General features: G+C 59.8%; 20 protein-coding genes and 1 tRNA gene. 15 read left to right on the top strand and 6 right to left on the bottom strand.

All coding sequences use genetic code 11. From position 1 onward, the window contains the following. Positions 1-17 precede the first annotated feature (17 nt). The 7 genes from QZW03_RS09535 (at position 18) to QZW03_RS09505 (ending at position 5,849) form a co-directional block, all read left to right on the top strand. Positions 18-797, top strand: a complete 780-nt coding sequence (locus tag QZW03_RS09535) for an enoyl-CoA hydratase (protein ID WP_296509759.1) — start codon at positions 18-20, stop codon at positions 795-797. A 24-nt stretch (positions 798-821) separates the two neighbouring features. Further along, a tRNA-Met gene (locus QZW03_RS09530) sits at positions 822-898 on the top strand. A 159-nt stretch (positions 899-1,057) separates the two neighbouring features. Next, positions 1,058-1,330, top strand: a complete 273-nt coding sequence (locus QZW03_RS09525) for a hypothetical protein (RefSeq protein WP_296509758.1) — start codon at positions 1,058-1,060, stop codon at positions 1,328-1,330. Between the two features lie 3 nt (positions 1,331-1,333). Then, complete coding sequence (locus QZW03_RS09520) at positions 1,334-2,266, top strand: hypothetical protein (protein ID WP_296509757.1); 933 nt, start codon at positions 1,334-1,336, stop codon at positions 2,264-2,266. 53 nt (positions 2,267-2,319) lie between these two features. Then, complete coding sequence (locus QZW03_RS09515) at positions 2,320-2,733, top strand: hypothetical protein (protein ID WP_296509756.1); 414 nt, start codon at positions 2,320-2,322, stop codon at positions 2,731-2,733. A gap of 97 nt (positions 2,734-2,830) precedes the next feature. Beyond that, a complete protein-coding gene (miaB, locus tag QZW03_RS09510; RefSeq protein WP_296509755.1) occupies positions 2,831-4,168 on the top strand; it encodes a tRNA (N6-isopentenyl adenosine(37)-C2)-methylthiotransferase MiaB in 1,338 nt (445 codons plus the stop codon). A 166-nt stretch (positions 4,169-4,334) separates the two neighbouring features. Further along, positions 4,335-5,849 carry an acetyl-CoA hydrolase/transferase family protein gene (locus QZW03_RS09505; RefSeq protein ID WP_296509754.1) on the top strand — a complete coding sequence of 505 codons (1,515 nt, stop codon included), beginning with the start codon at positions 4,335-4,337 and terminating at the stop codon, positions 5,847-5,849. A gap of 391 nt (positions 5,850-6,240) precedes the next feature. On the opposite strand, the gene QZW03_RS09500 is transcribed toward QZW03_RS09505, so the two are convergent. The 4 genes from QZW03_RS09500 to ffh all read right to left on the bottom strand — a co-directional run bounded on the left by QZW03_RS09500 (position 6,241) and on the right by ffh (position 10,400). Next, positions 6,241-7,038 carry a hypothetical protein gene (locus QZW03_RS09500; protein ID WP_296509753.1) on the bottom strand — a complete coding sequence of 266 codons (798 nt, stop codon included), beginning with the start codon at positions 7,036-7,038 and terminating at the stop codon, positions 6,241-6,243. Between the two features lie 79 nt (positions 7,039-7,117). After that, positions 7,118-7,561: a hypothetical protein gene (locus tag QZW03_RS09495; protein WP_296509752.1), complete on the bottom strand. Its 444-nt coding sequence runs from the start codon at positions 7,559-7,561 to the stop codon at positions 7,118-7,120. A gap of 575 nt (positions 7,562-8,136) precedes the next feature. After that, positions 8,137-9,036, bottom strand: a complete 900-nt coding sequence (locus tag QZW03_RS09490; protein WP_296509751.1) for a DMT family transporter — start codon at positions 9,034-9,036, stop codon at positions 8,137-8,139. After that, positions 9,036-10,400: a signal recognition particle protein gene (ffh, locus tag QZW03_RS09485; RefSeq protein WP_296509749.1), complete on the bottom strand. Its 1,365-nt coding sequence runs from the start codon at positions 10,398-10,400 to the stop codon at positions 9,036-9,038. Before ffh ends, QZW03_RS09490 begins: the two co-directional genes overlap by 1 nt. Positions 10,401-10,478: 78 nt before the next feature. On the opposite strand from ffh, the gene ccsA reads away from it, so the two are divergent. The 8 genes from ccsA to QZW03_RS09445 all read left to right on the top strand — a co-directional run bounded on the left by ccsA (position 10,479) and on the right by QZW03_RS09445 (position 20,473). Beyond that, positions 10,479-11,282, top strand: a complete 804-nt coding sequence (ccsA, locus tag QZW03_RS09480; RefSeq protein WP_296509747.1) for a cytochrome c biogenesis protein CcsA — start codon at positions 10,479-10,481, stop codon at positions 11,280-11,282. Continuing rightward, positions 11,279-11,509 carry a PP0621 family protein gene (locus QZW03_RS09475; RefSeq protein WP_296509746.1) on the top strand — a complete coding sequence of 77 codons (231 nt, stop codon included), beginning with the start codon at positions 11,279-11,281 and terminating at the stop codon, positions 11,507-11,509. Before ccsA ends, QZW03_RS09475 begins: the two co-directional genes overlap by 4 nt. Beyond that, complete coding sequence (locus QZW03_RS09470; RefSeq protein WP_296509745.1) at positions 11,506-13,245, top strand: ATP-binding protein; 1,740 nt, start codon at positions 11,506-11,508, stop codon at positions 13,243-13,245. Before QZW03_RS09475 ends, QZW03_RS09470 begins: the two co-directional genes overlap by 4 nt. Then, the gene (locus QZW03_RS09465; RefSeq protein ID WP_296509744.1) at positions 13,224-14,648 is read left to right on the top strand and encodes a sigma-54 dependent transcriptional regulator; all 1,425 of its coding nucleotides are present in this window, start codon (positions 13,224-13,226) and stop codon (positions 14,646-14,648) included. Before QZW03_RS09470 ends, QZW03_RS09465 begins: the two co-directional genes overlap by 22 nt. Next, entirely contained in the window at positions 14,632-15,249 is a 618-nt protein-coding gene (gene ampD, locus QZW03_RS09460) for a 1,6-anhydro-N-acetylmuramyl-L-alanine amidase AmpD (protein ID WP_296509743.1), read from the top strand. The genes QZW03_RS09465 and ampD overlap by 17 nt, the downstream gene beginning before the upstream one ends. Before the next feature lie 371 nt (positions 15,250-15,620). Next, on the top strand, positions 15,621-18,539 hold the full coding sequence (locus QZW03_RS09455) for a ribonucleoside-diphosphate reductase subunit alpha (protein ID WP_296509742.1): 2,919 nt from the start codon (positions 15,621-15,623) through the stop codon (positions 18,537-18,539). Between the two features lie 119 nt (positions 18,540-18,658). Then, the gene (locus tag QZW03_RS09450; RefSeq protein ID WP_296509741.1) at positions 18,659-19,846 is read left to right on the top strand and encodes a ribonucleotide-diphosphate reductase subunit beta; all 1,188 of its coding nucleotides are present in this window, start codon (positions 18,659-18,661) and stop codon (positions 19,844-19,846) included. 171 nt (positions 19,847-20,017) lie between these two features. Then, positions 20,018-20,473: a histone gene (locus QZW03_RS09445; RefSeq protein WP_296509739.1), complete on the top strand. Its 456-nt coding sequence runs from the start codon at positions 20,018-20,020 to the stop codon at positions 20,471-20,473. Positions 20,474-20,543: 70 nt separating this feature from the next. Here QZW03_RS09445 and QZW03_RS09440 read toward each other — a convergent pair whose 3' ends face one another. Both QZW03_RS09440 and prmA read right to left on the bottom strand, forming a co-directional pair. Further along, a complete protein-coding gene (locus QZW03_RS09440; RefSeq protein WP_296509738.1) occupies positions 20,544-21,575 on the bottom strand; it encodes a zinc-ribbon and DUF3426 domain-containing protein in 1,032 nt (343 codons plus the stop codon). A 33-nt stretch (positions 21,576-21,608) separates the two neighbouring features. Further along, complete coding sequence (gene prmA, locus QZW03_RS09435) at positions 21,609-22,487, bottom strand: 50S ribosomal protein L11 methyltransferase (RefSeq protein WP_296509737.1); 879 nt, start codon at positions 22,485-22,487, stop codon at positions 21,609-21,611. Between the last annotated feature and the right edge of the window lie 5 nt (positions 22,488-22,492).

Genomic DNA, 22,492 nt, shown 5'->3' with positions numbered 1-22,492 from the left:
ACCGAGGAGACTGTTGAATGAGCTACGAATGCATCACCACCCGCGTGGAAGGCGAAAAAGTTGCCGTTATCACCCTGAACCGCCCCAAGCAACTCAACGCCCTGAATGACCAGCTGATGGACGAGCTGGGCGCTGCATTGAAAGCATTTGATGCCGACCCCGCCATCGGCTGCATGGTCATCACCGGCAGCGAGAAGGCCTTTGCGGCCGGTGCCGACATTACGGCCATGGCCAAATTCAGCTTTGCGGACGCCTACAAGGGCGACTTCATCACCCGCAACTGGGAAACCATCCGCACGATCCGCAAACCGGTCATTGCGGCAGTTAGCGGCTTCGCACTGGGCGGCGGCTGTGAGCTGGCCATGATGTGCGACTTCATCATCGCCGCCGACAACGCCAAGTTCGGCCAACCGGAAATCAAGCTGGGCATCATCCCAGGCGCCGGTGGCACCCAGCGCCTGCCCCGTGCGGTGGGCAAAGCCAAGGCCATGGACCTCGCGCTGACCGGCCGCATGATGGACGCCACTGAGGCCGAGCGCGCTGGGCTGGTGAGCCGCGTGGTCGCGCTGGACAAGCTCCAAGAAGAAGCCTTGGGTGCCGCACTGCAGATTTGCGCCTTCTCCCAAGTGGCCACCATGGCGGCCAAAGAATCGGTGAACCGCGCCTTTGAAGGCACCCTGGCCGACGGCATTGCCTTCGAGCGCCGCATGTTCCACGCCCTGTTTGCCACCTCCGACCAGAAAGAAGGCATGGACGCTTTTGTGAACAAACGCGCAGCAAACTTTACGCATCAATAAATCTGGCATATAATGCCGGTCTTCGGTCGTATAGCTCAGTTGGTTAGAGCGCAGCATTCATAATGCTGATGTCGGTGGTTCAAGTCCACCTACGACCACCAAATAAGAAACCCGCAGTTGTGTGAACAATTGCGGGTTTTTGCTTTTGGGCTGGCGCCGCCTGCTCAACACGGTCCCCTAGTCGGCACCTACAATTCTTGAAATCGATACCAGTGGCATAACCTGCTTTGCCACACGGTGAACAAGAAAGACTCTATCCCGTGTGGAACCCCGACCCTTTGACCGCTATTGCAACCCGAGTGCTCGTGGAGTATTTGGGCGTTGCAGCCCAGTTCGTGGTGGAAGACGCCATGGACGCCACCACCGCCACAGACCACTCCCCGCTGGTGAGTGACGAAGTGCACCTCCGCTCTTTCTTGATCAATCTGGCGCAGCACCTGCCTTCAGGGCTACCGATAGAGCGCATCCGGCAACAAATCCTCGCGCAATACACCGCGCAAGCGTCTGCACCTCATAACTCCACCAAGAAGTAAATCATGAAGAAAACTACATCCATAAACCGTAAGTTGATGGTGGGCCTGGCCGGCATCATCGTGTTTTTTGTGCTGCAAGCGGTTGGTGTGCTCACGATGGGCCGCTACACCGAACGCGAAGTGGTCGAAGTGGCCCGCAAGAACACGATTGCCCAGGTGGACCTGGCTGAGCTGTCCACCTTGGCGCAGCAGATCCGTCGCTATGAAAAGGAATACTTCATTTACGTGAACCAGCCAGAGAGACGTGCCAATTACCAAAAGGAATGGACCGGCACCATGGACAAGATCACCGCGTTGCTGGGTCGCTTGCGCACCAACGCTAGCAATGCGCTCGATGGCGACGAAGTCACTCGCGTGGGCCAGTGGTCGGCAGCTAGCGATTTCTATGCCTCTGAAATGAACAAAGTGTTTGGCGAGGTGGAAAACCGGGTCAAGAAAATGCAGGAAGAGGCGGCCCTGGCCGCTGAGCAAGCGGCCCTGAACACCAAACCGGGCAAAGCCAAAGAGCCAGCACCCGTGGTCGAGACCACCCGCATGTTGCTGCCGGAAGAGGCCAACGACCAGATCAAGGCAGGCAAAGACCGGTTCTCTGCAGACCTTATCAAGAGCGTCGCAGAAACATTTGCCCGCAAGAGCCAAGCCACTCTGGCACTTACCACGGTGACCAACCAGGGCTTCAACACCATGATTTACGGCGTCATGGCCACCGTGTTGATTGGCATCGGCATCGGCATCTACTTGTTGATCAGCCTTCCCAAGAGCGTGACCACCCCGATCAAGCGCCTGACCGACATCGTGGACGCATTGAGCCGCGGGGAAACCACCGCGCCCGCTGCCAGCATGCGGGTTGCGGAGTTCAAAGACTTGTCTGCGGCCGTGGAGCGCATGCGCGTCGCGCAAGATCTGATGATGCAACGCCTCAAAAAACCTCGCTAAGCGTGGAGCCCGTTAAAATCGGGCGCTTCATTCACAGCCTCTGGATACACACCATGAACCGCTGCCCTCGCGCTTGGCGCACTCACCTTAGCTCCTTGGCCTGCGGCGCCATGCTCATGGCCGCGACTGCTGGGCTGGCGCATGCCCAAAACGGCGTCGTTTCCCGAATGGTCACCGATAGCAATGGCAACTCGGTCACCGTGCGCACTTTTCCGGCCACCGCCTTGCGGGGTACCCTGCAGGTGGTGCAGCCACCTGAAGTGCTGTTTAACAACCTGGCCGGACGCTTGTCCCCCGGCGCCCGCATCCGCGGCGCCAATGGCATGTTGATGATGTCGGCTAGCCTGGTCGGCCAGTCCTTGCCGGTCATGACTGTGCTGGACAGCCAGTCCATGCTGCACGACGTGTGGGTATTGAACGAGACCGAAGTCGCGCTCTACCCCACCAAGCCGTCTTACTCCAAGTAACTCGCCGCCTCGCGCAGTTTGAGGCCATTTTGGCCTGTAGCCCCCGCATTACTTGCGGTAGCAGCTACAAAAATAATAGCAATTCAACGGACCCACCATGTCTAAAAAAGTCTTTATCAAAACCTTCGGCTGCCAGATGAACGAGTACGACTCCGACAAAATGGCCGACGTGCTAGGCGCCGCCCAGGGCTACGAGCCCACCGACGACGTGGAGCAGGCCGACCTGATTTTGTTCAACACCTGCTCGGTGCGCGAAAAGGCGCAGGAGAAGGTGTTTTCCGACCTGGGCCGCATCAAGCACCTGAAAGCCCGGGGCGTGCAGATCGGCGTGGGCGGATGCGTGGCCAGCCAGGAAGGCGCCGAAATCATCAAACGCGCGCCTTATGTGGACGTGGTGTTCGGCCCGCAAACCCTGCACCGCTTGCCGGAGCTGCTGAACGCCCGCAAGGCGCTGGACAAACCGCAGGTGGACATCAGCTTTCCCGAGATTGAGAAGTTCGACCACCTGCCGCCGGCCAAGGTGGACGGCGCGTCGGCGTTTGTGAGCATCATGGAAGGCTGCAACAAGTACTGCAGCTACTGCGTGGTGCCTTACACCCGCGGCACCGAAATCAACCGCCCGTTTGAGGATGTGCTGGTGGAGATTGCCGGCCTGGCCGACCAGGGCGTGAAAGAGGTGAACCTGCTGGGCCAAAACGTGAACGCGTGGCGCAACGCCATGGGCGACTCGGGCGAAATGGCTGACTTTGCCACTTTGCTGGAGTATGTGAGCGACATCCCCGGCATCGAACGCATCCGCTACACCACGAGCCACCCCAACGAATTCACCCCCAGCCTAATTGCCGCCTACGAGAAGTTGCCCAAGCTGGTGAGCCACTTGCACCTGCCCGTGCAGCACGGCAGCGACAAAATTTTGATGGCCATGAAACGCGGCTACACCGCCATGGAATACAAAAGCACCATCCGCAAGCTGCGCGCCATCCGCCCCGACATGAGCATCAGCTCGGACTTCATCGTTGGCTTCCCCGGCGAGACCGATGAAGACCACGCCAAGATGATGAAGCTGATCCACGATGTGGGCTTTGACAACAGCTTCAGCTTCATCTTCAGCCCCCGCCCCGGCACACCGGCCGCCAATCTGCACGACGACACGCCGCACGAAGTGAAGCTGGCCCGCCTGCAGGAGCTGCAAGCCGCCATCAACGCCAACATTGCCACCATCAGCAACCAGCGCCTGGGCACGGTGCAGCGCATCCTGGTGGAAGGCGGCAGCAAGCGCGACAACGGCGAACTCATGGGCCGCACCGAATGCAACCGCGTGGTCAACTTTGCCGGCCACCCGCGCCTGGTGGGCCAGCTCGTGGATGTGACAATTACTGAGACGCGAAGCTACACGCTGCGCGGTGAGGTAATGACCGCAGAGACCGTGGCCTGAAGTCTGCGCACCATCTGCCAAGGGCTCCCTCGGGAGCCCTTTTTGCTTTTGGCTTGCCTTAAGTCAAGAAAAATCCAAGGGTAAACCCGCAAGCTCCACGTAAGATGGCCCGCGCCGCAGCCTTCCATCGGGACCAGCCTCATCACAGCACCGGAGTTTTTTGGACATGCCCTTGCCCCCCCGCATTCAACACCCCGTCTACCAATCCAAAGTCATGTCGGCCGAAGCCGCCGCCGCCCTCATCCCCGCCGGGGCCAATGTGGGCATGAGCGGCTTCACCGGCTCGGGCCACCCCAAGGCCGTGCCGCAGGCGCTGGCCGCGCGCATGGAAGCATTGCATGCCGCTGGGGAAGACTTTCAAATTGGCCTGTGGACCGGCGCCTCCACCGCGCCTGAGCTAGACGGCGCGCTAGCGAAGGCCCACGGCGTGCACATGCGCCTGCCCTACCAGTCGGACCCCACGGTGCGCAAGCAGATCAACGCGGGGCAGATGCAGTACACCGACATCCACCTCTCGCACGTGGCGCAGCTCGCGTGGTTTGGCTTTTTGGGGCCGCTTAAGGTCGCGGTGGTCGAGGTAGCGGGCATCCTGCCCGACGGGCGGCTGATTCCATCGTCTTCGGTGGGCAACAACAAGACATGGCTGGACCTGGCCGACCACATCATTCTGGAAGTGAACAGCTTGCAGCACCCCGGCTTGGAGGGCATGCACGACATTTACTACGGCACCCGCATTCCGCCGCACCGCCAGCCCATTCCGCTGGTGGCGCCGGGCGACCGCATTGGCGACTGCTACCTGCACTGCGACCCGGCCAAAGTGATTGCGGTGGTGGAAACCAGCGAGCACGACCGCAACTCGCCCTTCGCAGCGCCCGATGCCACGTCGGAGCGCATTGCCGGGCACATCATCCAGTTCCTGCAGCAAGAGGTGAGTGCCGGCCGCCTGCCTGCGGACCTGCTACCGCTGCAAAGCGGAGTGGGCAACATCGCCAACGCCGTGCTCATGGGCCTGAACCACGGCCCGTTTGAGAACCTGACCGCCTACACCGAAGTGCTGCAAGACGGCATGCTGGAGATGATCAAGTCTGGCAAGCTGACCATGGCCTCGGCCACGGCGCTGTCTTTCAGCCCGGCAGCATTGGAAGAGTTCAACGCCAACATCGACTTCTACCGCGAACGCATCGTCCTGCGCCCGCAGGAGATGAGCAACCACCCCGAGGTAATCCGCCGCCTGGGCCTGATTGCCATGAACGCAATGATCGAGGCCGACATCTACGGCAACGTGAACTCCACCCACATCATGGGCAGCAGCATCATGAACGGCATCGGCGGCTCGGGCGACTTTGCGCGCAATGCCTACTTGTCGTTTTTTATGACGCCCTCCACCGCCAAGGACGGCGCCATTTCGTGCATCGTGCCCATGGTCTCGCACACCGACCACACCGAGCACGACGTGGAAATCATCGTCACCGAACAAGGCCTGGCCGACCTGCGCGGCAAGTCCCCCACGCAGCGCGCCCAACTCGTCATCGAGCACTGCGCCCACCCAGACTTCCGCCCTGCCCTGCGCGACTACTTTGACCGCGCCCTGCAAACCGCCCCCGGCCGCCACACCCCGCACATCCTGAGCGAGGCCCTGTCGTGGCACGACCGGTTTGTGAAGACGGGGCGAATGCTGTGATTTGCTACTGAATTTGTAGCTTTTCGCGCAGCATCTGCAAGGGCTAGAGGGCAATTTAGCTTAAAAACCTTGCGCGCCTGCGGGTAGGCGGTGGCGAGCAACCCAGCTTGCGGACTCCGGCGCACCTCGCGGGCGGCTGCTATGGGTGTGCCTGTATTTCATCGTCAACCGGGTGACGGGGGCGCCGCCTCTGTGGCAACCGCTAATGGCCCCTGCGCTCGCAAGCTGCGCTCCTCGCCTTGAGGGTGGATGGTCGGCTTGAAGCTGGAAGCTGACGTTTAGTGCGCTTCGCAGCAGTCCTTACGTTGGAGGTCACAGGCACGCAGCAAACGCCTCGCAGCGGCAACCTGCTGCTGTGCGTCCGCATGGGTCGCCCAGTTAGATACGTCGCTCACTTCGCGCCCTCCTGCAATGTGCCGAGCACGCGTTCCTCTTGATCTTTGAGGTCGGCTCGCAGCGTGTTTGCCAACTCGCGAGCCCAGGCTGCGTAACGCGGCAAGTCTGCCTTCCCAACTACCCTCACCCAGCAACCAATTCGCCCTGGGATGTGTGCAACAAATAGAAACTCGCTGTGGCTCACTTCCTCCAGCGCCAGCTCACCGTTTGCCAGTAAGGTGCATTCATAGATCGGCGAATCCACCACAATCACCGGAAAGTAGATCGCGGCTGGCTTGTAAGAAAGAGACTCGCATTCGTGGATGAGGTGCACACAAGCTTTCACCGCGCCCATCGCCGCTGCGTAAGCTTGGTCGACACCATCTAACGCTTGCCTCAGGCCATAGCCGCCATCCGATGGCCTCTCGATGTACTTCATCGATGCGAGGCTGACTGAGTCGAACCCGGGAGCCTTACCAACCAACGCGGCCCGTGCAGACTCCGTCATCGGAGCGAAGGCCGAGAAGCGGTTGTAATTGGCGAATGCATCATCCGAGCGCAAAACCACCCAAGGCCGTGTAGATGACTTGCATTCGAGAACAAAACCGATATCGACCGCTCCAATCCAATCCGGGTCTACGACGACGACATCTATCTCTCGCCCTTTACCGCTTTCAGGATCTACGTACGTGCTCGACTGGCGAACCTCGAACTTGGCATTGCGAAACGCACTTGCAGCAGCCATTTCCAAAGGAAAACCAGTGGACTTCATCCACTTCAGCACCTTCGTTTCGAGATCAGGGTGGTCTGCCATCTAACGTTGGCGTTGTCCGGCGGGCAGCACACGCCGCGTAGCGGCATTCTGCTGCAGCATGTCCGTGACGAACAACCTGTTAAGACTTGGTCGCACGCTCCAGCCTCCCTGAACAAGCAAAACCCCATACAAGACATGCGACGAACCAAAACTTGTTCACCTTTGCCAGTAACGGATGCATGTCTTGCGCAAAGAGTCCCATGAGGCCGACTCCAATGAAAACGATGCTTGCTATTGCGAGCAACACTTCGCCATACTCCCAATTCAATTGGGTGACGAGCACGTCAACAACACCGACTGCCGCACACACCCAGATTGACTTCAATGCGAAGTAGATAAAGAACAGAGATAGTTGCCCCGTCACGGTAAGACTTTCAGGAATACCCCAACGCCATTGATCTTCCCATCCAATGCTCGGGCCAGATTGCATAAAGTACGCAACGGCAATGAGCGGGTACGTCAAAACGTGAGCGAGCTCTTTTAGCGACTTAACGTCGGAAACCTTGAAGATCGAGTCAGTCATTTTGATGAAGTCTCAACTTGATAAATGCCGCAAAAGTACAAAAAAACTTGGCTCAAGTGTCATTGTGCGCGCCTCCCTTGCTCCAGCTAAGTGATTGTTTTCAATCGATTTTTGTCAGTATATGGCCTGCCGTGCCATCTATTTACGAACCGTGAAGCCTTGCAAAACCGCCAATAACAAGGCAGGCAGCATGGCGGCAGTTGCTGTGCCAGTCAGCTAAGCGTTTGATCTATTTGGGTATTTCTCTGCTTGGGCTGGATGGGTCGCAAATAATAATCCTGCAAATCAGGCAAGTTCTTCCACTAGAGGAGTGGTTTGCACGCTGAAGGAAAGGTCCGCTTCCGCTGCAAAGCTGACCCACGACCTTACCCGATCCTGCACGCACACCAGCCATGCCACCCGCAGAGCGGGGAGTTCGGGGTCCCGCCGATTTCTGCGCATTTGGCAGTATGAGGCGGGGGCCCGGACTCCCCGCTCTGCCCCCCAAACCGACGAAAATACACTACAAAATCAGTAGCTACTCGCGCATATATCACGGGGGCTATAGGCCAATTTGGCACTAAAAACGCCACCCATCAATGCTCCGGCGCCTCCGCCGATGCCCTGCTCTCGTGCGCCGTGAGCCAGGCACCGGCGGCTCCGCATACCGCGATCAGGCCCATGCCCACCAGCGTCCAGCGGTCGGGCACGTGCGAAAACATCAGCCAGCCGCCCAGCATGGCGAACGCAATCTGCGCATACATATAGGGCATGAGCACCGCTGCCGGTGCGCGTTTGAAGGCCTGAATAAAGATGAAGTGCCCCAGGCTGCCCAGAAAACCCATCAACAACAGCCCGCCCCATACCGCATGGGACTCAATAGGCGCCCACACAAAGGGCAGCGCCAGCGCGGCAATGGCGGCGCCGGTCCAGCCGGTGTAGAACTGCATGGTCATGGGGTCTTCGGTGCGGGCCATGCGGCTGGTCAGCAACTGAAAGCCCGCATTGGCCAGCACCACGCCGATGGGGAACAACAGAGCCCAGTTCATGTCGGAGCCCTCGGGCCGCACGATCACCAGCGTGCCCGCAAACCCGCCAGCGACCAGCAGCAAGCGCAGGCCGGACACTTTTTCGTGCAGCATGCGGGCAGCCATCAGAGTGACCACGAGCGGGGTGAGCAGCACGATGGCGGTGAACTCGCCCACCGGCATATGTTTCAGGCTCAAAAAAGCCAGCACGCTGGTGGTCAGCAACAACAGTCCACGCAGGAGGTGCAGGCCGAGATGCCGGGTCTGCAGGAGCGCACGCCCTTGGCGCGGCAGCTCAATGGCGGAGGTAGCCACAGCCTGAAACGCATAGCGGAAAAACATGGCCACAATGAGCGGGGCGCTCAGCGACACCCATTTGGTGGTGGTGTCCAGGGTGGCAAAACAGGCCATAGCCAACACGGCCAGGCCTATGCCCTTGAAGATATTTGCCGGTGTGTGGTCTGCCATCAGAACGGCATCTTGGGCATGCCCTTCATGCCGCCCAGGCGCTTCATCATCTTCATCATGCCGCCGCCCTTCATCTTCTTCATCATGTCCTGCATCTGCTCAAACTCTTTGAGCATGCGGTTCACCTCTTGCACATGCACACCGGCACCGGCGGCAATGCGGCGCTTGCGGGTGGCCTTAATCAGGTCGGGCTTGCGGCGCTCCAGCGGCGTCATGCTGTGGATGATGCCTTCCTTGCGCTTGATGTCTTTCTCGGCCTTGTCCATATCCACCTGACCGGCCTTGGCCGCCATGGCGGCGGGCAGCTTGTCCATCAGGCTGGAGAGGCCACCCATTTGCTTCATTTGCTGGATCTGGGCCAAAAAGTCGTTCAGGTCAAAGCCCGCGCCGCTCTTGACCTTCTCGGCCAGCTTCTTGGCGGCTTCGATGTCAACACCTGCAGTGACCTGCTCCACCAGCGCCACGATATCGCCCATGCCCAGAATGCGCCCGGCGTGGCGCTCGGCGTCAAACACCTCCAGGCCATCGAGCTTTTCGCTGGTACCGGCAAACTTGATGGGCGCGCCGGTGACCTGGCGCACCGACAGCGCAGCACCACCGCGCGAATCGCCATCGGTTTTGGTGAGGATGATGCCGGTCAGCGGCAGCGCCTCTTTAAAAGCCTTGGCGGTGTTGACCGCGTCCTGGCCCTGCATGGCGTCCACCACAAACAGGGTTTCGACCGGGTTCAGCGCAGCGTGCAGGTTTTTGATTTCCGCCATCAAGGCTTCGTCAATCGCCAGGCGGCCGGCGGTGTCGACCAGCAGCACATCAAAGAAGTGCTTTTTAGCGTAGTCCAGCGCGGCGCGGCCAATGTCGACCGGGTTCTGGTCCGGGGTGGAGGGGAACCATTCGGCGCCTGCTTGGGCCGTCACGGTTTTGAGCTGTTCGATGGCGGCGGGGCGGTACACGTCACCCGACACGGTCAGCACCTTCTTCTTGCGCTTCTCAATCAGGTGCATGGCCAGCTTGGCAGTGGTGGTGGTTTTACCGGCACCTTGCAGGCCCGCCATCAAAATAACAGCGGGCGGCTGGGCAGCGAGGTTGATGTCGCTCACGCCTTCGCCCATGGTGGCGGCCAGCTCGCGGTTGACGATGCTCACCAGCACCTGGCCCGGCTGCAGCGAGCCCAGCACTTCCTGGCCGAGCGCTTTTTCTTTCACGCGGGCTATGAAGTCGCGCACCACCGGCAGGGCCACGTCGGCCTCCAGCAAGGCCATGCGCACTTCGCGCAGCATGTCGGTCACGTTGGACTCGGTGATGCGGCCCTGGCCTCGCAGGTCTTTAACAAGGCGGGAAAGTTTGTCGGTAAGAGCGGAGGCCATATTGAAGTATTCCGGCAGGTGCAACCTGCGGTGTGCGCCGGACAGTGCCGGCAGGGAGCAAAACGCTAAACTGTGCACATGATTTTAGCCAGTGCGTCTCCCACCAGCTTAGCCTTATCGGTTTTGGCGGCCTGTTCTTATGCGTGGCCGGCCTTGCGGGCGGCACACCAGAGCCCTGCAACCGCCCGCGCGTGGGTGGCGCTGGCCTGGTTTCTGCACGGCGCGGCCTTGGCGTGGGGCCTGCTCTTGCCGCCCACCCACTTCGGTTTCGCCCCCGCACTGTCCATGACGGCCTGGGTCGTGGCGGCGGTGTATGCCATCGAGAGCCAGATTTACCCGCAATTGCAAACCCGTTGGGCCCTGTCCTCCGTCGGCACGGTAGCGGTGCTGCTGGCGTGCCTCTTTCCGGGCACGCCCTTACCCAGCAGCGCCACCCTGTGGTTGCCAACCCACCTGGCTTTCGGGGTCGCCAGCTACGGCTTGTTTGGCACCGCAGTGGTACATGCCTGGCTCATGGGTCGCGCCGAAGCGCGTATCCGCCAGGCTGCCGATCCGCACAGTGGCCTGCCCCTGCTGACGCTGGAGCGACTGACCTACCGCTTTGTTGCCGCAGGCTTTGCGTTGCTGACGGCGACCCTGGGCATGGGCTATTTGTTTGGGGATGTGGTGTACGGCAAGGGCCACGCTTGGCACTGGGATCACAAAACGGTGTTTTCTGTGCTGGCGTGGATCACCTTTGCCGTGCTGCTGATCGGGCGCGCCCGGTTCGGATGGCGGGGCAAGCGCGCCGTGGCCGTGCTCTACACCGGCAGCGTGCTGCTGCTTTTAGGGTATGTGGGCTCGCGATTTGTCATGGAAGTGTTGCTGGGCCGGGCGGCATGAAGAACCTGCTTGTCTTGTTGGTCATCCTCGGGGTGGTCTGGTATGTGCGTAGCAAAACACGGCGTCCGCCGGTGGCGCGACCTCCGGAGCCGCCGGCTGCGAAGGGCAGCATCACCATGGCCGCCTGCGCCCATTGCGGTGTGCACGTGCCGGCCGCTGACCTGGTGAAGGGCCAACACGCGGAGTACTGCAGCGCCGAGCACCTGCGTTTAGCGGAGCCGGGATGACACACGACCCGGGCGAGCACTCCTGGTTCGGAGCTGCAGCGCTAGAGCCCCTCTCGGTGCCGGCCGGTGACCAGAGTGAGTTCAAAAGGCTGTGGCAAGCCTTCATGACCGCACGTTGGGTATTGGGCACGGTGCTCGTGGGGCTGCAGGCTACGCTGTTCTTTACGAGCACCACGCACAGCGTCACGCTGCTGGCCATTACCGGCGTTTATTTCTTGAGCACTCTGGCGGCCCGCCTCTTTTTGCGGCCCCGCCCCCTGGGTGGCGCGTTCAGCCGGTCCTGGGGGGTGCTGATCGGCATTGACGTGCTGGCCTTTTCTGCCCTGCAATGGCTTAACGCCAGCAGCTTGAACTACACCCCCTTGTTTGCGCTGCCCGTGTTGCTGGCCTCGGTCCTGGGCTCTTTGCGGCTGGCCTTGGGCACCGCGGCCGGCGTCACCATGCTGCTGCTGGGTGGCGCCATTTGGAGCCAGATTCAGAGTGATGCAGACAGCACCGCGGCGTTCGCCCAAGCCGGCTTGAGTGGCATTGGCTACTTTGCGGTGGCCTTTCTGGCCAACCAATTGGCCACCCGCCTGGCCAACGAAGGCCGCCGGGCCCGGCAGAACCAACTGGCCGCCTCTATTCAACGCGAAGTGAACGAACTGGTCATTGAAGCCATGCCTGAAGGGGTGGTGATCGTGGACCAAGGTGGCGTGGTGCGCGCGGCCAACCCCGCCGCCCGCGCACTGCTGGGGGACGCGGACCGGCTCCGGTCGGCGGTGTTTGACTTAAAAGCGGATGCTGCTTGGCGCCCTCTGTTGCAGCTCACGCGCTTGAGCCTGGGCAGCGGCCAAAACCAGGAAGCCGAGCTCGAGCTCCAACACGACCTTGGTGGCACGCTCAAGGTGCTGGCCCGCACCCGCCTGGCAGCGCCTCAGGGCATTGGCGAAGACAGCCTCTGCGTGCTGTTCTTACAAGACCAGCGGCACGCCGAGGCGCGACTGCGCAACGAAAAAATGGCCAGCATGGGGCGCATGTCTACCGCGGTTGCCCATGAAATTCGCAACCCCCTGGCGGCCATCGCCCAGGCCAACGCCCTGCTGTCCGAGGAGCTTCAAGACCCGAGGCAACTGCGCCTCACGGACATGGTGAGCCAAAACGCTAAACGGCTGGGCAAAATCGTGGACGATATTTTGAATGTGGCCCGTGCCCGGACCAGTGCAACCGGCGAACACGACGCCCTCTATGGCTTGAGTGACATCGTGCACCGCATGGCGCAGGACTGGGCGCAGCACAAAGGTATTGCCGGGCTGATCGGCCTCGACATTGACCCCCGCCCCCACGCTGTGCGCTTCGACCCCGAGCACCTGCGCCAGGTACTGATCAACCTACTGGACAATGCCCTGCGCTACGCGAGCAGGCAACTAGAGGCCATTCAAATCACCGTGAGTTACACCGACGCTGCAGCGCTCATTTCTGTTTGGAGTGATGGTGCCCGGATGGACCAGACCGTTGAGCGGCATTTGTTTGAACCGTTTTTCTCATCCGAAAGTCGTTCCAGCGGCTTGGGACTCTACATTTCACGCGAACTGTGTGAGCGCCACGGCGCCAACCTGCAATACCAGCGCAGCCCGCGAATCCGTAACGGGCAGCTCCACGACGGCAATGACTTCACCCTGACCCTGAGCCGGCTAAAGAGCCCCTCAACCCACGACGCTGACGGCAACTCCCTATGGCAAGCATCCCTTTATTGAACAATGCCCGGATTCTGGTGGTGGATGATGAGCCGGATCTCCGCACGCTCTACGAGCTCACGCTGCTGCGCGAGGGCCATCAGGTCGATACGGCAGCCTCTGTGCAGGAAGCCCGCGACGCCATGGCAGCCACGACTTACGACCTGGTGATCACCGACATGCGCTTGCCGGACGGCATGGGCGTCGACCTATTGCACGCCTTGCGCGCCCATAAAAGCAAGGCCCGCTCGGTCGTGATCACGGCCTATGGCTCTGCAGAAAACGCCGTGGAGTCTCTGAAGGCCGGGGCGTTTGACTACCTGACCAAGCCGGTGGATTTGAAGCAATTCCGCAGTGCGGTAGCGGCCGCCCTGGGCGGTGCCAGCGCCGGTGCGCCCCCATCGGCCGAGCGCTCCACCCGCGGTGCCACCAACAGTGCCAGCGAGGGCGCCAAAGCCTTGGAGCAACTGGTGGGGCAATCCCAGACCATGGTGGCGCTCAAGGAGCGGATTGCCAAAGTCGCCCGGAGCATGGCGCCGGTGTTGATACGGGGCGAGTCGGGCACCGGCAAGGAACTGGCTGCCCGGGCCTTGCATGCCAACAGTCACCGGGCCAGCGGACCGTGGGTGGCGGTCAATTGCAGCGCCATTCCGGAGTCTCTGCTGGAGGCTGAATTCTTCGGGGCCCGCAAAGGGGCCTACACCGGTGCGACCCAGGACCGGCCGGGCTTTTTTCAAGCCGCCCATGGCGGCACCTTGTTTCTAGATGAGATAGGGGATCTGCCCCTGGCCATGCAGGCCAAGCTCTTGCGAGCGATCCAGGAGCGCAAGATCCGCCCGCTGGGTAGTAACCAGGAAGAGTCGGTGGACATCCGCCTGGTCAGCGCGACCCACAAAGACCTGGTGGCTGAGGTGGCCGCCCAGAACTTCCGCCAGGACTTGTATTACCGCCTGAATGTGATCGACCTCCATCTGCCGCCCCTGCGGGAGCGCAGAGATGACCTGGAGGCCCTGTGCCAAGCACTGGTCACGCGGATTTGTGATGAAACCGGCTCCGACGTTCCCCGCCTGTCGGCGGAGCTACTGCAGCAACTCCAAGCACTGCCCTTGCACGGGAACGTCCGCGAGCTGGAAAACCTGCTGCACCGGGCACTGGCGCTGTCTGAAGGCGATGCGCTGGAGCTGGACTCCCCACAAGAACAGGAAGCCGCCGCGACGGCCCCCGGCCCCTTGAGCATTCCCGCGGACCTGCAGAGTCATTTGGACGCACAGGAGCGCGAAATCCTGATCCACGTACTGCGTGAAACCCGCTTCAACCGGACCGCAGCAGCGCAACGCCTTGGCATCAGCCTGCGCCAGATCCGCTACCGCATGGAGCGCCTGTGTATTGATGTGCCGGAACAAGACGATGGCAAAGCGGACTGAGCCCGTCACGGAGAGCGACGGATGCTGGTCGGAGGGCTGGTGGAGTGAAGCCCGCCACGAAAGCTCCCCCAACTTCGGCCCCCGGCCCCTGGACGCCTGCACGGAGCTGGTAGTACTGCACTCCATCTCCCTACCACCGGGTGAATACGGCGGGGACGGCGTGCGCCAGTTGTTTACCAACGCACTGGATTGGGACGCCCACCCGTATTTTCAAACTATCAGAGGCATGCAGGTCTCCAGCCACTTTTTCGTGACGCGGGCGGGCGTGGTTTGGCAGTTCGTGAGCGGGAACGACAGGGCTTGGCATGCGGGCACCTCGTCCCACCGCGGGAAGGTGAATTGCAATGATTACTCGATCGGCATCGAACTCGAGGGCATGGACGACGACCGGTTTACCGAAGTGCAATACCAAAGCCTGGAGCGACTTTGTGCGGCAATCGCACAAAACTATGGAATCCGTTACGTCGCGGGACACGAGCATATTGCTCCGGGCCGCAAGACGGACCCGGGCCCCGGATTCGAGTGGAGCCGACTAGCGCATTGGCCCGCCATTTCCAACTGGGAGCTTCCCGCCGAATTGCAAGAAAGCGACAAGTCCTGACAGCGGCGCCAGGCACTAAGAAATATTTTCGGGCGCACTTGCCGGGCCTTATTTTCAGCCGCACCCGCACCAATCAAGGCGCGACAGGCCAAACTCAGCTGCAAGCCGCATAAACACTGGTTAGGCGCCAGAAAAGTAACGCCAATCAAGGCTTTTATCCAGGCTGAATGGTCCCGCGCCGGAGTGGGTCAAACCACCGACTCCCCAAAACACCGGCGCCGAGCAGATACACTACCGGTAGTGGGTTGCAAGCACCCCAGACCCCAGATATAGTGTGCCTTGGTTGTCAGGCGAGCTCAAAGCCGCTTCGCTGCGACAGGCCCTACGGCACACAGTCCCCACAAAAATACACTGATTTAGACGAGGAAACTATGCAATCTATTTCTGCTGCCGTACCGACGGCAACCGCCCCCCTGCTCTCCCCCACACCCGGCAACGAGAGCCCCGCAACGCAAGCGTATTCGCACTACCAGATCATTCGCCGCAATGGCGCGGTCGTGCCCTTTGAGCCGAACAAAATTGCCGTGGCCATGATGAAGGCCTTTCTGGCAGTGCATGGCACCCAAGGTGCCGCGTCGGCCAGCGTGCGTGAAACCGTCGATGGTTTGACACAACAAGTCATCCGCGCACTGGTGCGCTCCCGTCCGGGCGGCGGCACGTTCCATATTGAAGACGTGCAGGATCAAGTGGAATTGGGCTTGATGCGCGGTGGTCACCACGAAATCGCTCGCGCCTACGTTCTGTACCGTGAGCGTCGCACCCAGGAGCGCGCCAAGCAAGTTGCGACCGATGCACCGGCAGCGCCTGTTATTCACGTGATCGATAACGGTCAGCGCGTGCCCCTGGACCTGGCCCAATTGCAATCCCGCATCGAAACGGCTTGTAGCGGTTTGGGTGCTGATGTCAAAGCCGCGCCCATCATGGCGGAGACCATGCGTAACCTGTACGACGGCGTTCCTTTGGACGAGGTGTACAAGGCCGCCATTTTGGCTGCGCGTACCTTGATTGAAAAAGACCCTGACTACACCTACGCCACCGCTCGCCTGCTGTTCCACACGATATCCCGCGAAGTACTCGGACGCGACGTGGCGCAAGCCGACATGCAGGAAGCCTACGCGGACTACTTCCCGGGCTTCATCAAGCGTGGTGTTGACGCAGACCTGCTGGACGAGAAGCTGCAGCAGTTTGACCTGAAACGCCTCGGTCAGGCCATCAAGGCCAGCCGCGACCTGCAGTTCGACTACCTGGGTCTGCAAACGCTGTACGACCGCTACTTCCTGCATGAAGGCAAAACCCGCATCGAGCTGCCGCAAGCATTCTTTATGCGTGTTGCCATGGGCCTGTCGCTGAACGAAATCGATCGTGAAGCCCGCGCCATCGAGTTCTATGAAGTCCTCTCCAGCTTTGACTTCATGTCCAGCACGCCGACTTTGTTCAACAGCGGCACTTTGCGCTCCCAGCTGTCGAGCTGCTACTTGACCACGGTGCCTGATGACCTGGACGGCATTTATGAGTCCATCAAAGAAAATGCACTGCTGTCCAAGTTCGCCGGCGGCTTGGGTAACGACTGGACCCGTGTGCGCGCTTTGGGCTCCCACATCAAGGGCACCAACGGCGAGTCGCAAGGTGTTGTGCCTTTCTTGAAGGTGGTGAACGATACCGCCGTGGCCGTTAACCAAGGTGGCAAGCGCAAGGGTGCCGTGTGCACCTACCTTGAAACCTGGCACTTGGACATCGAGGAGTTCCTGGAACTGCGCAAGAACACCGGTGACGACCGCCGCCGCACCCACGACATGAACACGGCCAACTGGATTCCAGACTTGTTCATGCGCCGCGTGATGGAAAAAGGCACTTGGACGCTGTTCTCGCCTTCTAACGTGCCGGACTTGCACGATCTGTTTGGTGCTGAGTTCGAAAAGGCCTATGTGGCCTACGAAGAAAAGGCCGCCCGCGGTGAGATCAAGCCTTCGCGCACACTGCAAGCCAGCGACCTGTGGCGCAAGATGCTGACCATGCTGTTTGAAACCGGTCACCCTTGGATCACATTCAAAGACGCCTGCAATGTCCGCTCGCCCCAGCAACACGCCGGTGTGGTGCACTCGTCTAATTTGTGTACTGAAATCACACTGAATACGTCTGACACAGAAACCGCCGTGTGCAACCTCGGCTCTGTGAACCTGCTGCAGCACTTGAAAGATGGCGCGCTCGACCACGACAAGCTCAAGCGGACCATCTCTACCGCGATGCGCATGCTGGATAACGTGATCGACATTAACTACTACGCAGTCAAGAAGGCGCGTGACTCGAACATGCGCCACCGCCCGGTGGGCTTGGGTCTGATGGCGTTCCAGGACAGCCTGTACGAACTGCGTATTCCTTACGCCAGCGACGCGGCCGTGGCATTTGCGGATCAATCGATGGAGGCCATCAGCTACTACGCTTATTGGGCGTCTACGGACCTGGCCCGCGAACGCGGCAAGTACCACAGCTTCAAGGGCAGCCTGTGGGACAAGGGGATCCTGCCACCCGACACCATCGACATGCTGGCAGCAGCGCGCGGTGGTTATGTAGAGGTCGACCGCTCCTCCACGATGGACTGGAATGCACTGCGCAACAAAATTGCGGCGGATGGCATGCGCAACTCCAATTGCGTGGCGATCGCCCCAACGGCCACTATTTCCAACATCATCGGCGTGGATGCATCCATTGAGCCTTGCTTCGGAAACCTGTCCGTCAAGTCCAACTTATCGGGTGAGTTCACCGTCATCAACAGCTACCTGGTGCGCGACCTCAAGCGCTTGGGACTCTGGGACGATGTGATGGTGATGGACCTGAAACACTTCGACGGCTCGCTGAACCCCATCGACCGCGTGCCCTTGGAAATCAAACAGCTTTACGCGACTGCCTTCGAAGTGGAAACACAGTGGCTCGTTGAAGCGGCAGCGCGTCGCCAGAAATGGATCGACCAGGCCCAGTCCCTAAACATCTACATGGCAGGCGCGTCCGGTAAGAAGCTCGATGAGACCTACAAGCTGGCATGGTTGCGTGGACTCAAGACGACTTACTACCTCCGCACCATGTCTGCCACACACGTGGAAAAGTCCACCGTCAGCGCCGGACGCTTGAATGCCGTCTCTTCCGGAAACGAAGGCACTTCGGGACCCAAGATGTCGAGCGCACTTGAAGCTGCTGCAGCGGCTGCACAAGAGCAAATGATGCTTGCCAGCAATGCCGCAACAGACATCAAGTTCTGTGGCGTGGACGACCCGACCTGCGAGTCCTGCCAATAAGTTCAACAGCATCGTGACCTCATTTGCGATGCTGTTGAACAACACAAATTTTCAGTGAATTGCATGAACACTTTTCAATTCAATTCACTGCTTACATAATCCAACGATTGGAAAAATCTATGTTGTCCTGGGACGAAGAAGTTAAGCCCGCATCGCCGTTAAATACCGCGCGCAATCCGTCTGAAATCAGTCCGGTAGCGCAGGCATCGGTGTCTTCCGTTGCGGGCACTTCAGCCTACAGCGCCACCATGGCGCAGGCTGTTCAAGTCGCCAAAGCCAGTGCCGGCGGCAAGCGTGTGAACGCCTCTGACAAGCGCATCATCAACGGGCAAACGGACGTTAACCAGCTCGTGCCATTCAAGTACAAGTGGGCATGGGAAAAGTACCTCGCTACTTGCGCCAACCACTGGATGCCGCAAGAAGTCAACATGACCCGCGACATTGCGCTCTGGAAAGACCCGAACGGTCTTACCGAAGACGAGCGCCGCATCGTCAAGCGCAACCTCGGCTTCTTTGTTACCGCCGACTCCTTGGCCGCCAACAACATCGTGTTGGGTACCTATCGCCACATCACTGCACCGGAATGCCGGCAGTTCCTGTTGCGTCAGGCTTTCGAAGAAGCGATTCACACCCACGCGTACCAGTACATTGTGGAATCCCTTGGCTTGGACGAGAGCGAGATTTTCAACGCTTACAACGAAGTTCAGTCGATCCGTGACAAAGATGAGTTCCTGATTCCCTTCATTGAAGCGATCATGGACCCGAACTTCCATACCGGCACACCCGCGACCGACCAGACCTTGCTGAAGTCGCTCATTGTTTTCGCGTGCCTGATGGAAGGCCTGTTTTTCTATGTCGGCTTCACCCAAATTCTGGCTCTCGGTCGTCAGAACAAGATGACGGGTGCTGCAGAGCAGTACCAATACATCCTTCGCGATGAGTCCATGCACTGCAACTTCGGCATTGACCTGATCAACCAGCTCAAGTTGGAAAACCCGCACTTGTGGACCCCTGAGTTCAAGGCAGAGATCAAAGCGCTTTTTGAGCGCGCCGTAGAACTGGAATACCGTTACGCAGAAGACACCATGCCGCGTGGCGTGTTGGGCATGAATGCTTCGATGTTCAAAGGCTACCTTCGCTACATTGCGAACCGTCGCGCCACTCAGATCGGCCTCGAGGCCTTGTTCCCGAATGAAGAAAATCCTTTCCCTTGGATGAGTGAAATGATTGACCTCAAAAAGGAACGTAACTTTTTTGAAACGCGTGTTATCGAGTACCAGTCCGGCGGTGCGCTGTCCTGGGATTAAGTTGCTCGTGAAGCCGTTACAGTTTTCGCCACCTCTCTTTGACCGTGCGGTCTGTGGGAGAGACTGGCGTTACCAAGTTCATGCCACTGGGACAGCGCCCAGTGGCATGAATCGCTTTCTGCCAAATACGTAGCAGAGAGTGCTCTTTGCACCTTGAACAAGGAGAACATGATGGCAACTGCAAAAAAACCGGCCGCAAAAAAGGCCGCTCCCGCTAAGAAAGCGACCCCTGCGAAAAAAGCAGCCGTTCCCGCTAAAAAGGCCGTAGTCGCGAAGAAAGCCGCTCCAGCCAAGAAAGCTGCGGCTCCTGCGAAAAAAGCAGCCGCTCCCGCTAAAAAGGCCGTAGTCGCGAAGAAAGCCGCTCCAGCCAAGAAAGCTGCAGCTCCCGCGAAAAAAGCAGCCGCTCCCGCTAAAAAGGCCGTAGTCGCGAAGAAAGCCGCTCCAGCCAAGAAAGCTGCAGCTCCCGCGAAAAAGCCAGCGGCAGCCAAGAAACCTGCCCCTGCGAAAAAGCCTGCTGCGAAGAAGGCAGCCAAGCCTGCCGCTGCAAAGCCTGCCGCTGCGCCTTCAGCACAAACCACACTGAACCCACAAGCAGCGTGGCCGTTCCCTACCTCCAGCAAGCCCTAATTGGACTCACCAAGGTAGAAAAAGCCCGGCACCTTTCGGTCCGGGCTTTTTTTGCGCCTAGTGATTCTGACTACGGATAAAAAGCCAGAAGGCGATAGCCTGAAATACGCTCCATACCGCCCGAGGTTTTAATGGCCAAGGGGAGCGTGCCTGTGAATTCGGCACCGGGCCCTAAGGATGGCGCTGTCCAACCGATCTCCTGCGGCGACAGAATTCTGCGCACCAGACTTTGATCCTGAAGATCCGTCAGCGTTAGCTCCAAAGAAGGCGGCGACACCGGCACGGCGCCCACATTCTTGATGGCTACGTTTAAGCGGTAAAGATCCGTCCGCACTTTGGTGAACGACGAACTATCAATCACCACGGATTCAATCGTTTGCAGCGGTGCAAGTTTGCACCCCGCCCATTCGCACATGAGCTCCAAGGCAGGCACGACCTCCGGCTGGTACGCGGCAATCCGGTCACGCTCGGTATAGGCGTGCTGCGCCACTAGCAGCACCAAAAGCAAACATGCAGCGACGCCTAAAAGCGCCTTGACCCAGGTGCGCTGCCAGAAGCCGTTACCCCTGGCACCCCGCATAAATGAAATTGCTTGCGTCTCTGATGTTTCAGCCTGCACAGCTTGGGTGTAACGCGGAGCCGCTGAGCCCAAGCCATCCAAATCCTGCCCTTGGTTGGATTCCAGGGGCGGTGTTTCGATGTCTGCACCGGGTGATTGCGCTAAAGCCTTTGGGCTGTGGGACAAGAAATCATCTAACAGCTCCCGGTCTACCGACTCGTCCACCAGATTTTCTGTGGAGGGTTGATCCGGCTCGACAGGCACAGAGACTTCACTCGGTGGGGACGTGTCAGCGGGAGGCTGAGGATCGTCTGACGCAAAACGCAAAGACGCAGCCCAATCAGGATCCGGACTGGTCGGCGCCAAGGGAGAAGCAGGATACTCTTCGGCAGCAGGCGCTAAGGCCTCGGTGTGGAGGTTGGCGTTGGCATCAAACACCTCATCGCACTGACCACAGCGGACCCAACCGTCTGAAATACGCAGTTGGTCCGGCACGACTTTGAACATCGTGGAGCATGCCGGGCATTGGGTAATCAGACTCATTGCGTCACATTGTAGTGGTCGCAAACACGGCAGTTACACGACGGCAGTCATCAGGATCCAGCCATCTTCGGAGTCCGCCACCGACAGTGCGCAATACGGTGCGTAGGCTGCTTTGAGTTCATCGGCTTGCCGCTCCAAAATGCCAGCCAGCACCAAGTGACCGCCCGGCTTGACATGGGCACACAGCAGTGGCGCCAGCACCTTCAGAGGGGTCGCCAGAATGTTGGCCAGAACCACATCGAATTCACCCTGGGCCGCTTCGGGCAGACCGGCTGACAGCGCCACCTCGTTGGCCTGCGCATTCAACACGGTGGAGTCAACCGCCGCTTGGTCAATATCCACAGCAATGACGTCGGTGGCTCCAAACTTAGCAGCGCCGATGGCCAAAATGCCGGAGCCGCAACCGTAGTCGAGCACCCGCCCCGCGGCTCCATGGCCTGCAATCCAGCGTAGGCACATGCGTGTCGTGGGGTGCGTACCGGTACCAAAAGCCAGGCCCGGATCAAGGCGAATGACTTCTTTGGCCTGGGCAGGGGGCTCATGCCAGGTCGGCACAATCCAAAACTCAGGCGTGATCTCTACCGGCGCGAACTGAGATTGGGTCAAACGAACCCAATCCTGGTCCTCCAACGCTTCGATACCTAAAACCTTGCAACCCTCAAAGAAATCCTGGGCTTGCAGCAAATTGCAGGCATCGTCAGCTTGCACGCGCTCAGCAAACAAGGCGATCACCCGGGAACGCTGCCACCCGTCTTTGGGCGGCGGCATGCCGGGCTCGCCAAACAGCGCCTGCTCCGCATCGGTCTGGGCATCCGCGTCTTCCACGCTCACACTCAGTGCATCCAGTGCGTCCAACGCATCACTCAGGCTCTCGACCCGGTCTTCGGGACACATCAAACGCAATTCAAACATGCAAA

The organism is Rhodoferax sp. (assembly GCF_013297935.1).
In the GTDB taxonomy this organism is placed as follows: domain Bacteria; phylum Pseudomonadota; class Gammaproteobacteria; order Burkholderiales; family Burkholderiaceae_C; genus Allorhodoferax.
The sequence above is the reverse complement of the archived record's forward strand: the minus strand, read 5'-3'. Positions and strand labels throughout refer to the sequence as shown.

What these genes read in the sequence shown, in the direction of transcription:
- QZW03_RS09535 (WP_296509759.1), top strand. Translation starts at nt 18, where the DNA reads ATGAGCTACGAATGCATCACCACCCGCGTGGAAGGCGAAAAAGTTGCC.
- QZW03_RS09520 (WP_296509757.1), top strand. Translation starts at nt 1,334, where the DNA reads ATGAAGAAAACTACATCCATAAACCGTAAGTTGATGGTGGGCCTGGCC.
- QZW03_RS09515 (WP_296509756.1), top strand. Translation starts at nt 2,320, where the DNA reads ATGAACCGCTGCCCTCGCGCTTGGCGCACTCACCTTAGCTCCTTGGCC.
- miaB (WP_296509755.1), top strand. Translation starts at nt 2,831, where the DNA reads ATGTCTAAAAAAGTCTTTATCAAAACCTTCGGCTGCCAGATGAACGAG.
- QZW03_RS09505 (WP_296509754.1), top strand. Translation starts at nt 4,335, where the DNA reads ATGCCCTTGCCCCCCCGCATTCAACACCCCGTCTACCAATCCAAAGTC.
- QZW03_RS09500 (WP_296509753.1), bottom strand. Translation starts at nt 7,038, where the DNA reads ATGGCAGACCACCCTGATCTCGAAACGAAGGTGCTGAAGTGGATGAAG.
- QZW03_RS09495 (WP_296509752.1), bottom strand. Translation starts at nt 7,561, where the DNA reads ATGACTGACTCGATCTTCAAGGTTTCCGACGTTAAGTCGCTAAAAGAG.
- QZW03_RS09490 (WP_296509751.1), bottom strand. Translation starts at nt 9,036, where the DNA reads ATGGCAGACCACACACCGGCAAATATCTTCAAGGGCATAGGCCTGGCC.
- ffh (WP_296509749.1), bottom strand. Translation starts at nt 10,400, where the DNA reads ATGGCCTCCGCTCTTACCGACAAACTTTCCCGCCTTGTTAAAGACCTG.
- ccsA (WP_296509747.1), top strand. Translation starts at nt 10,479, where the DNA reads ATGATTTTAGCCAGTGCGTCTCCCACCAGCTTAGCCTTATCGGTTTTG.
- QZW03_RS09475 (WP_296509746.1), top strand. Translation starts at nt 11,279, where the DNA reads ATGAAGAACCTGCTTGTCTTGTTGGTCATCCTCGGGGTGGTCTGGTAT.
- QZW03_RS09470 (WP_296509745.1), top strand. Translation starts at nt 11,506, where the DNA reads ATGACACACGACCCGGGCGAGCACTCCTGGTTCGGAGCTGCAGCGCTA.
- QZW03_RS09465 (WP_296509744.1), top strand. Translation starts at nt 13,224, where the DNA reads ATGGCAAGCATCCCTTTATTGAACAATGCCCGGATTCTGGTGGTGGAT.
- ampD (WP_296509743.1), top strand. Translation starts at nt 14,632, where the DNA reads ATGGCAAAGCGGACTGAGCCCGTCACGGAGAGCGACGGATGCTGGTCG.
- QZW03_RS09455 (WP_296509742.1), top strand. Translation starts at nt 15,621, where the DNA reads ATGCAATCTATTTCTGCTGCCGTACCGACGGCAACCGCCCCCCTGCTC.
- QZW03_RS09450 (WP_296509741.1), top strand. Translation starts at nt 18,659, where the DNA reads ATGTTGTCCTGGGACGAAGAAGTTAAGCCCGCATCGCCGTTAAATACC.
- QZW03_RS09445 (WP_296509739.1), top strand. Translation starts at nt 20,018, where the DNA reads ATGGCAACTGCAAAAAAACCGGCCGCAAAAAAGGCCGCTCCCGCTAAG.
- QZW03_RS09440 (WP_296509738.1), bottom strand. Translation starts at nt 21,575, where the DNA reads ATGAGTCTGATTACCCAATGCCCGGCATGCTCCACGATGTTCAAAGTC.
- prmA (WP_296509737.1), bottom strand. Translation starts at nt 22,487, where the DNA reads ATGTTTGAATTGCGTTTGATGTGTCCCGAAGACCGGGTCGAGAGCCTG.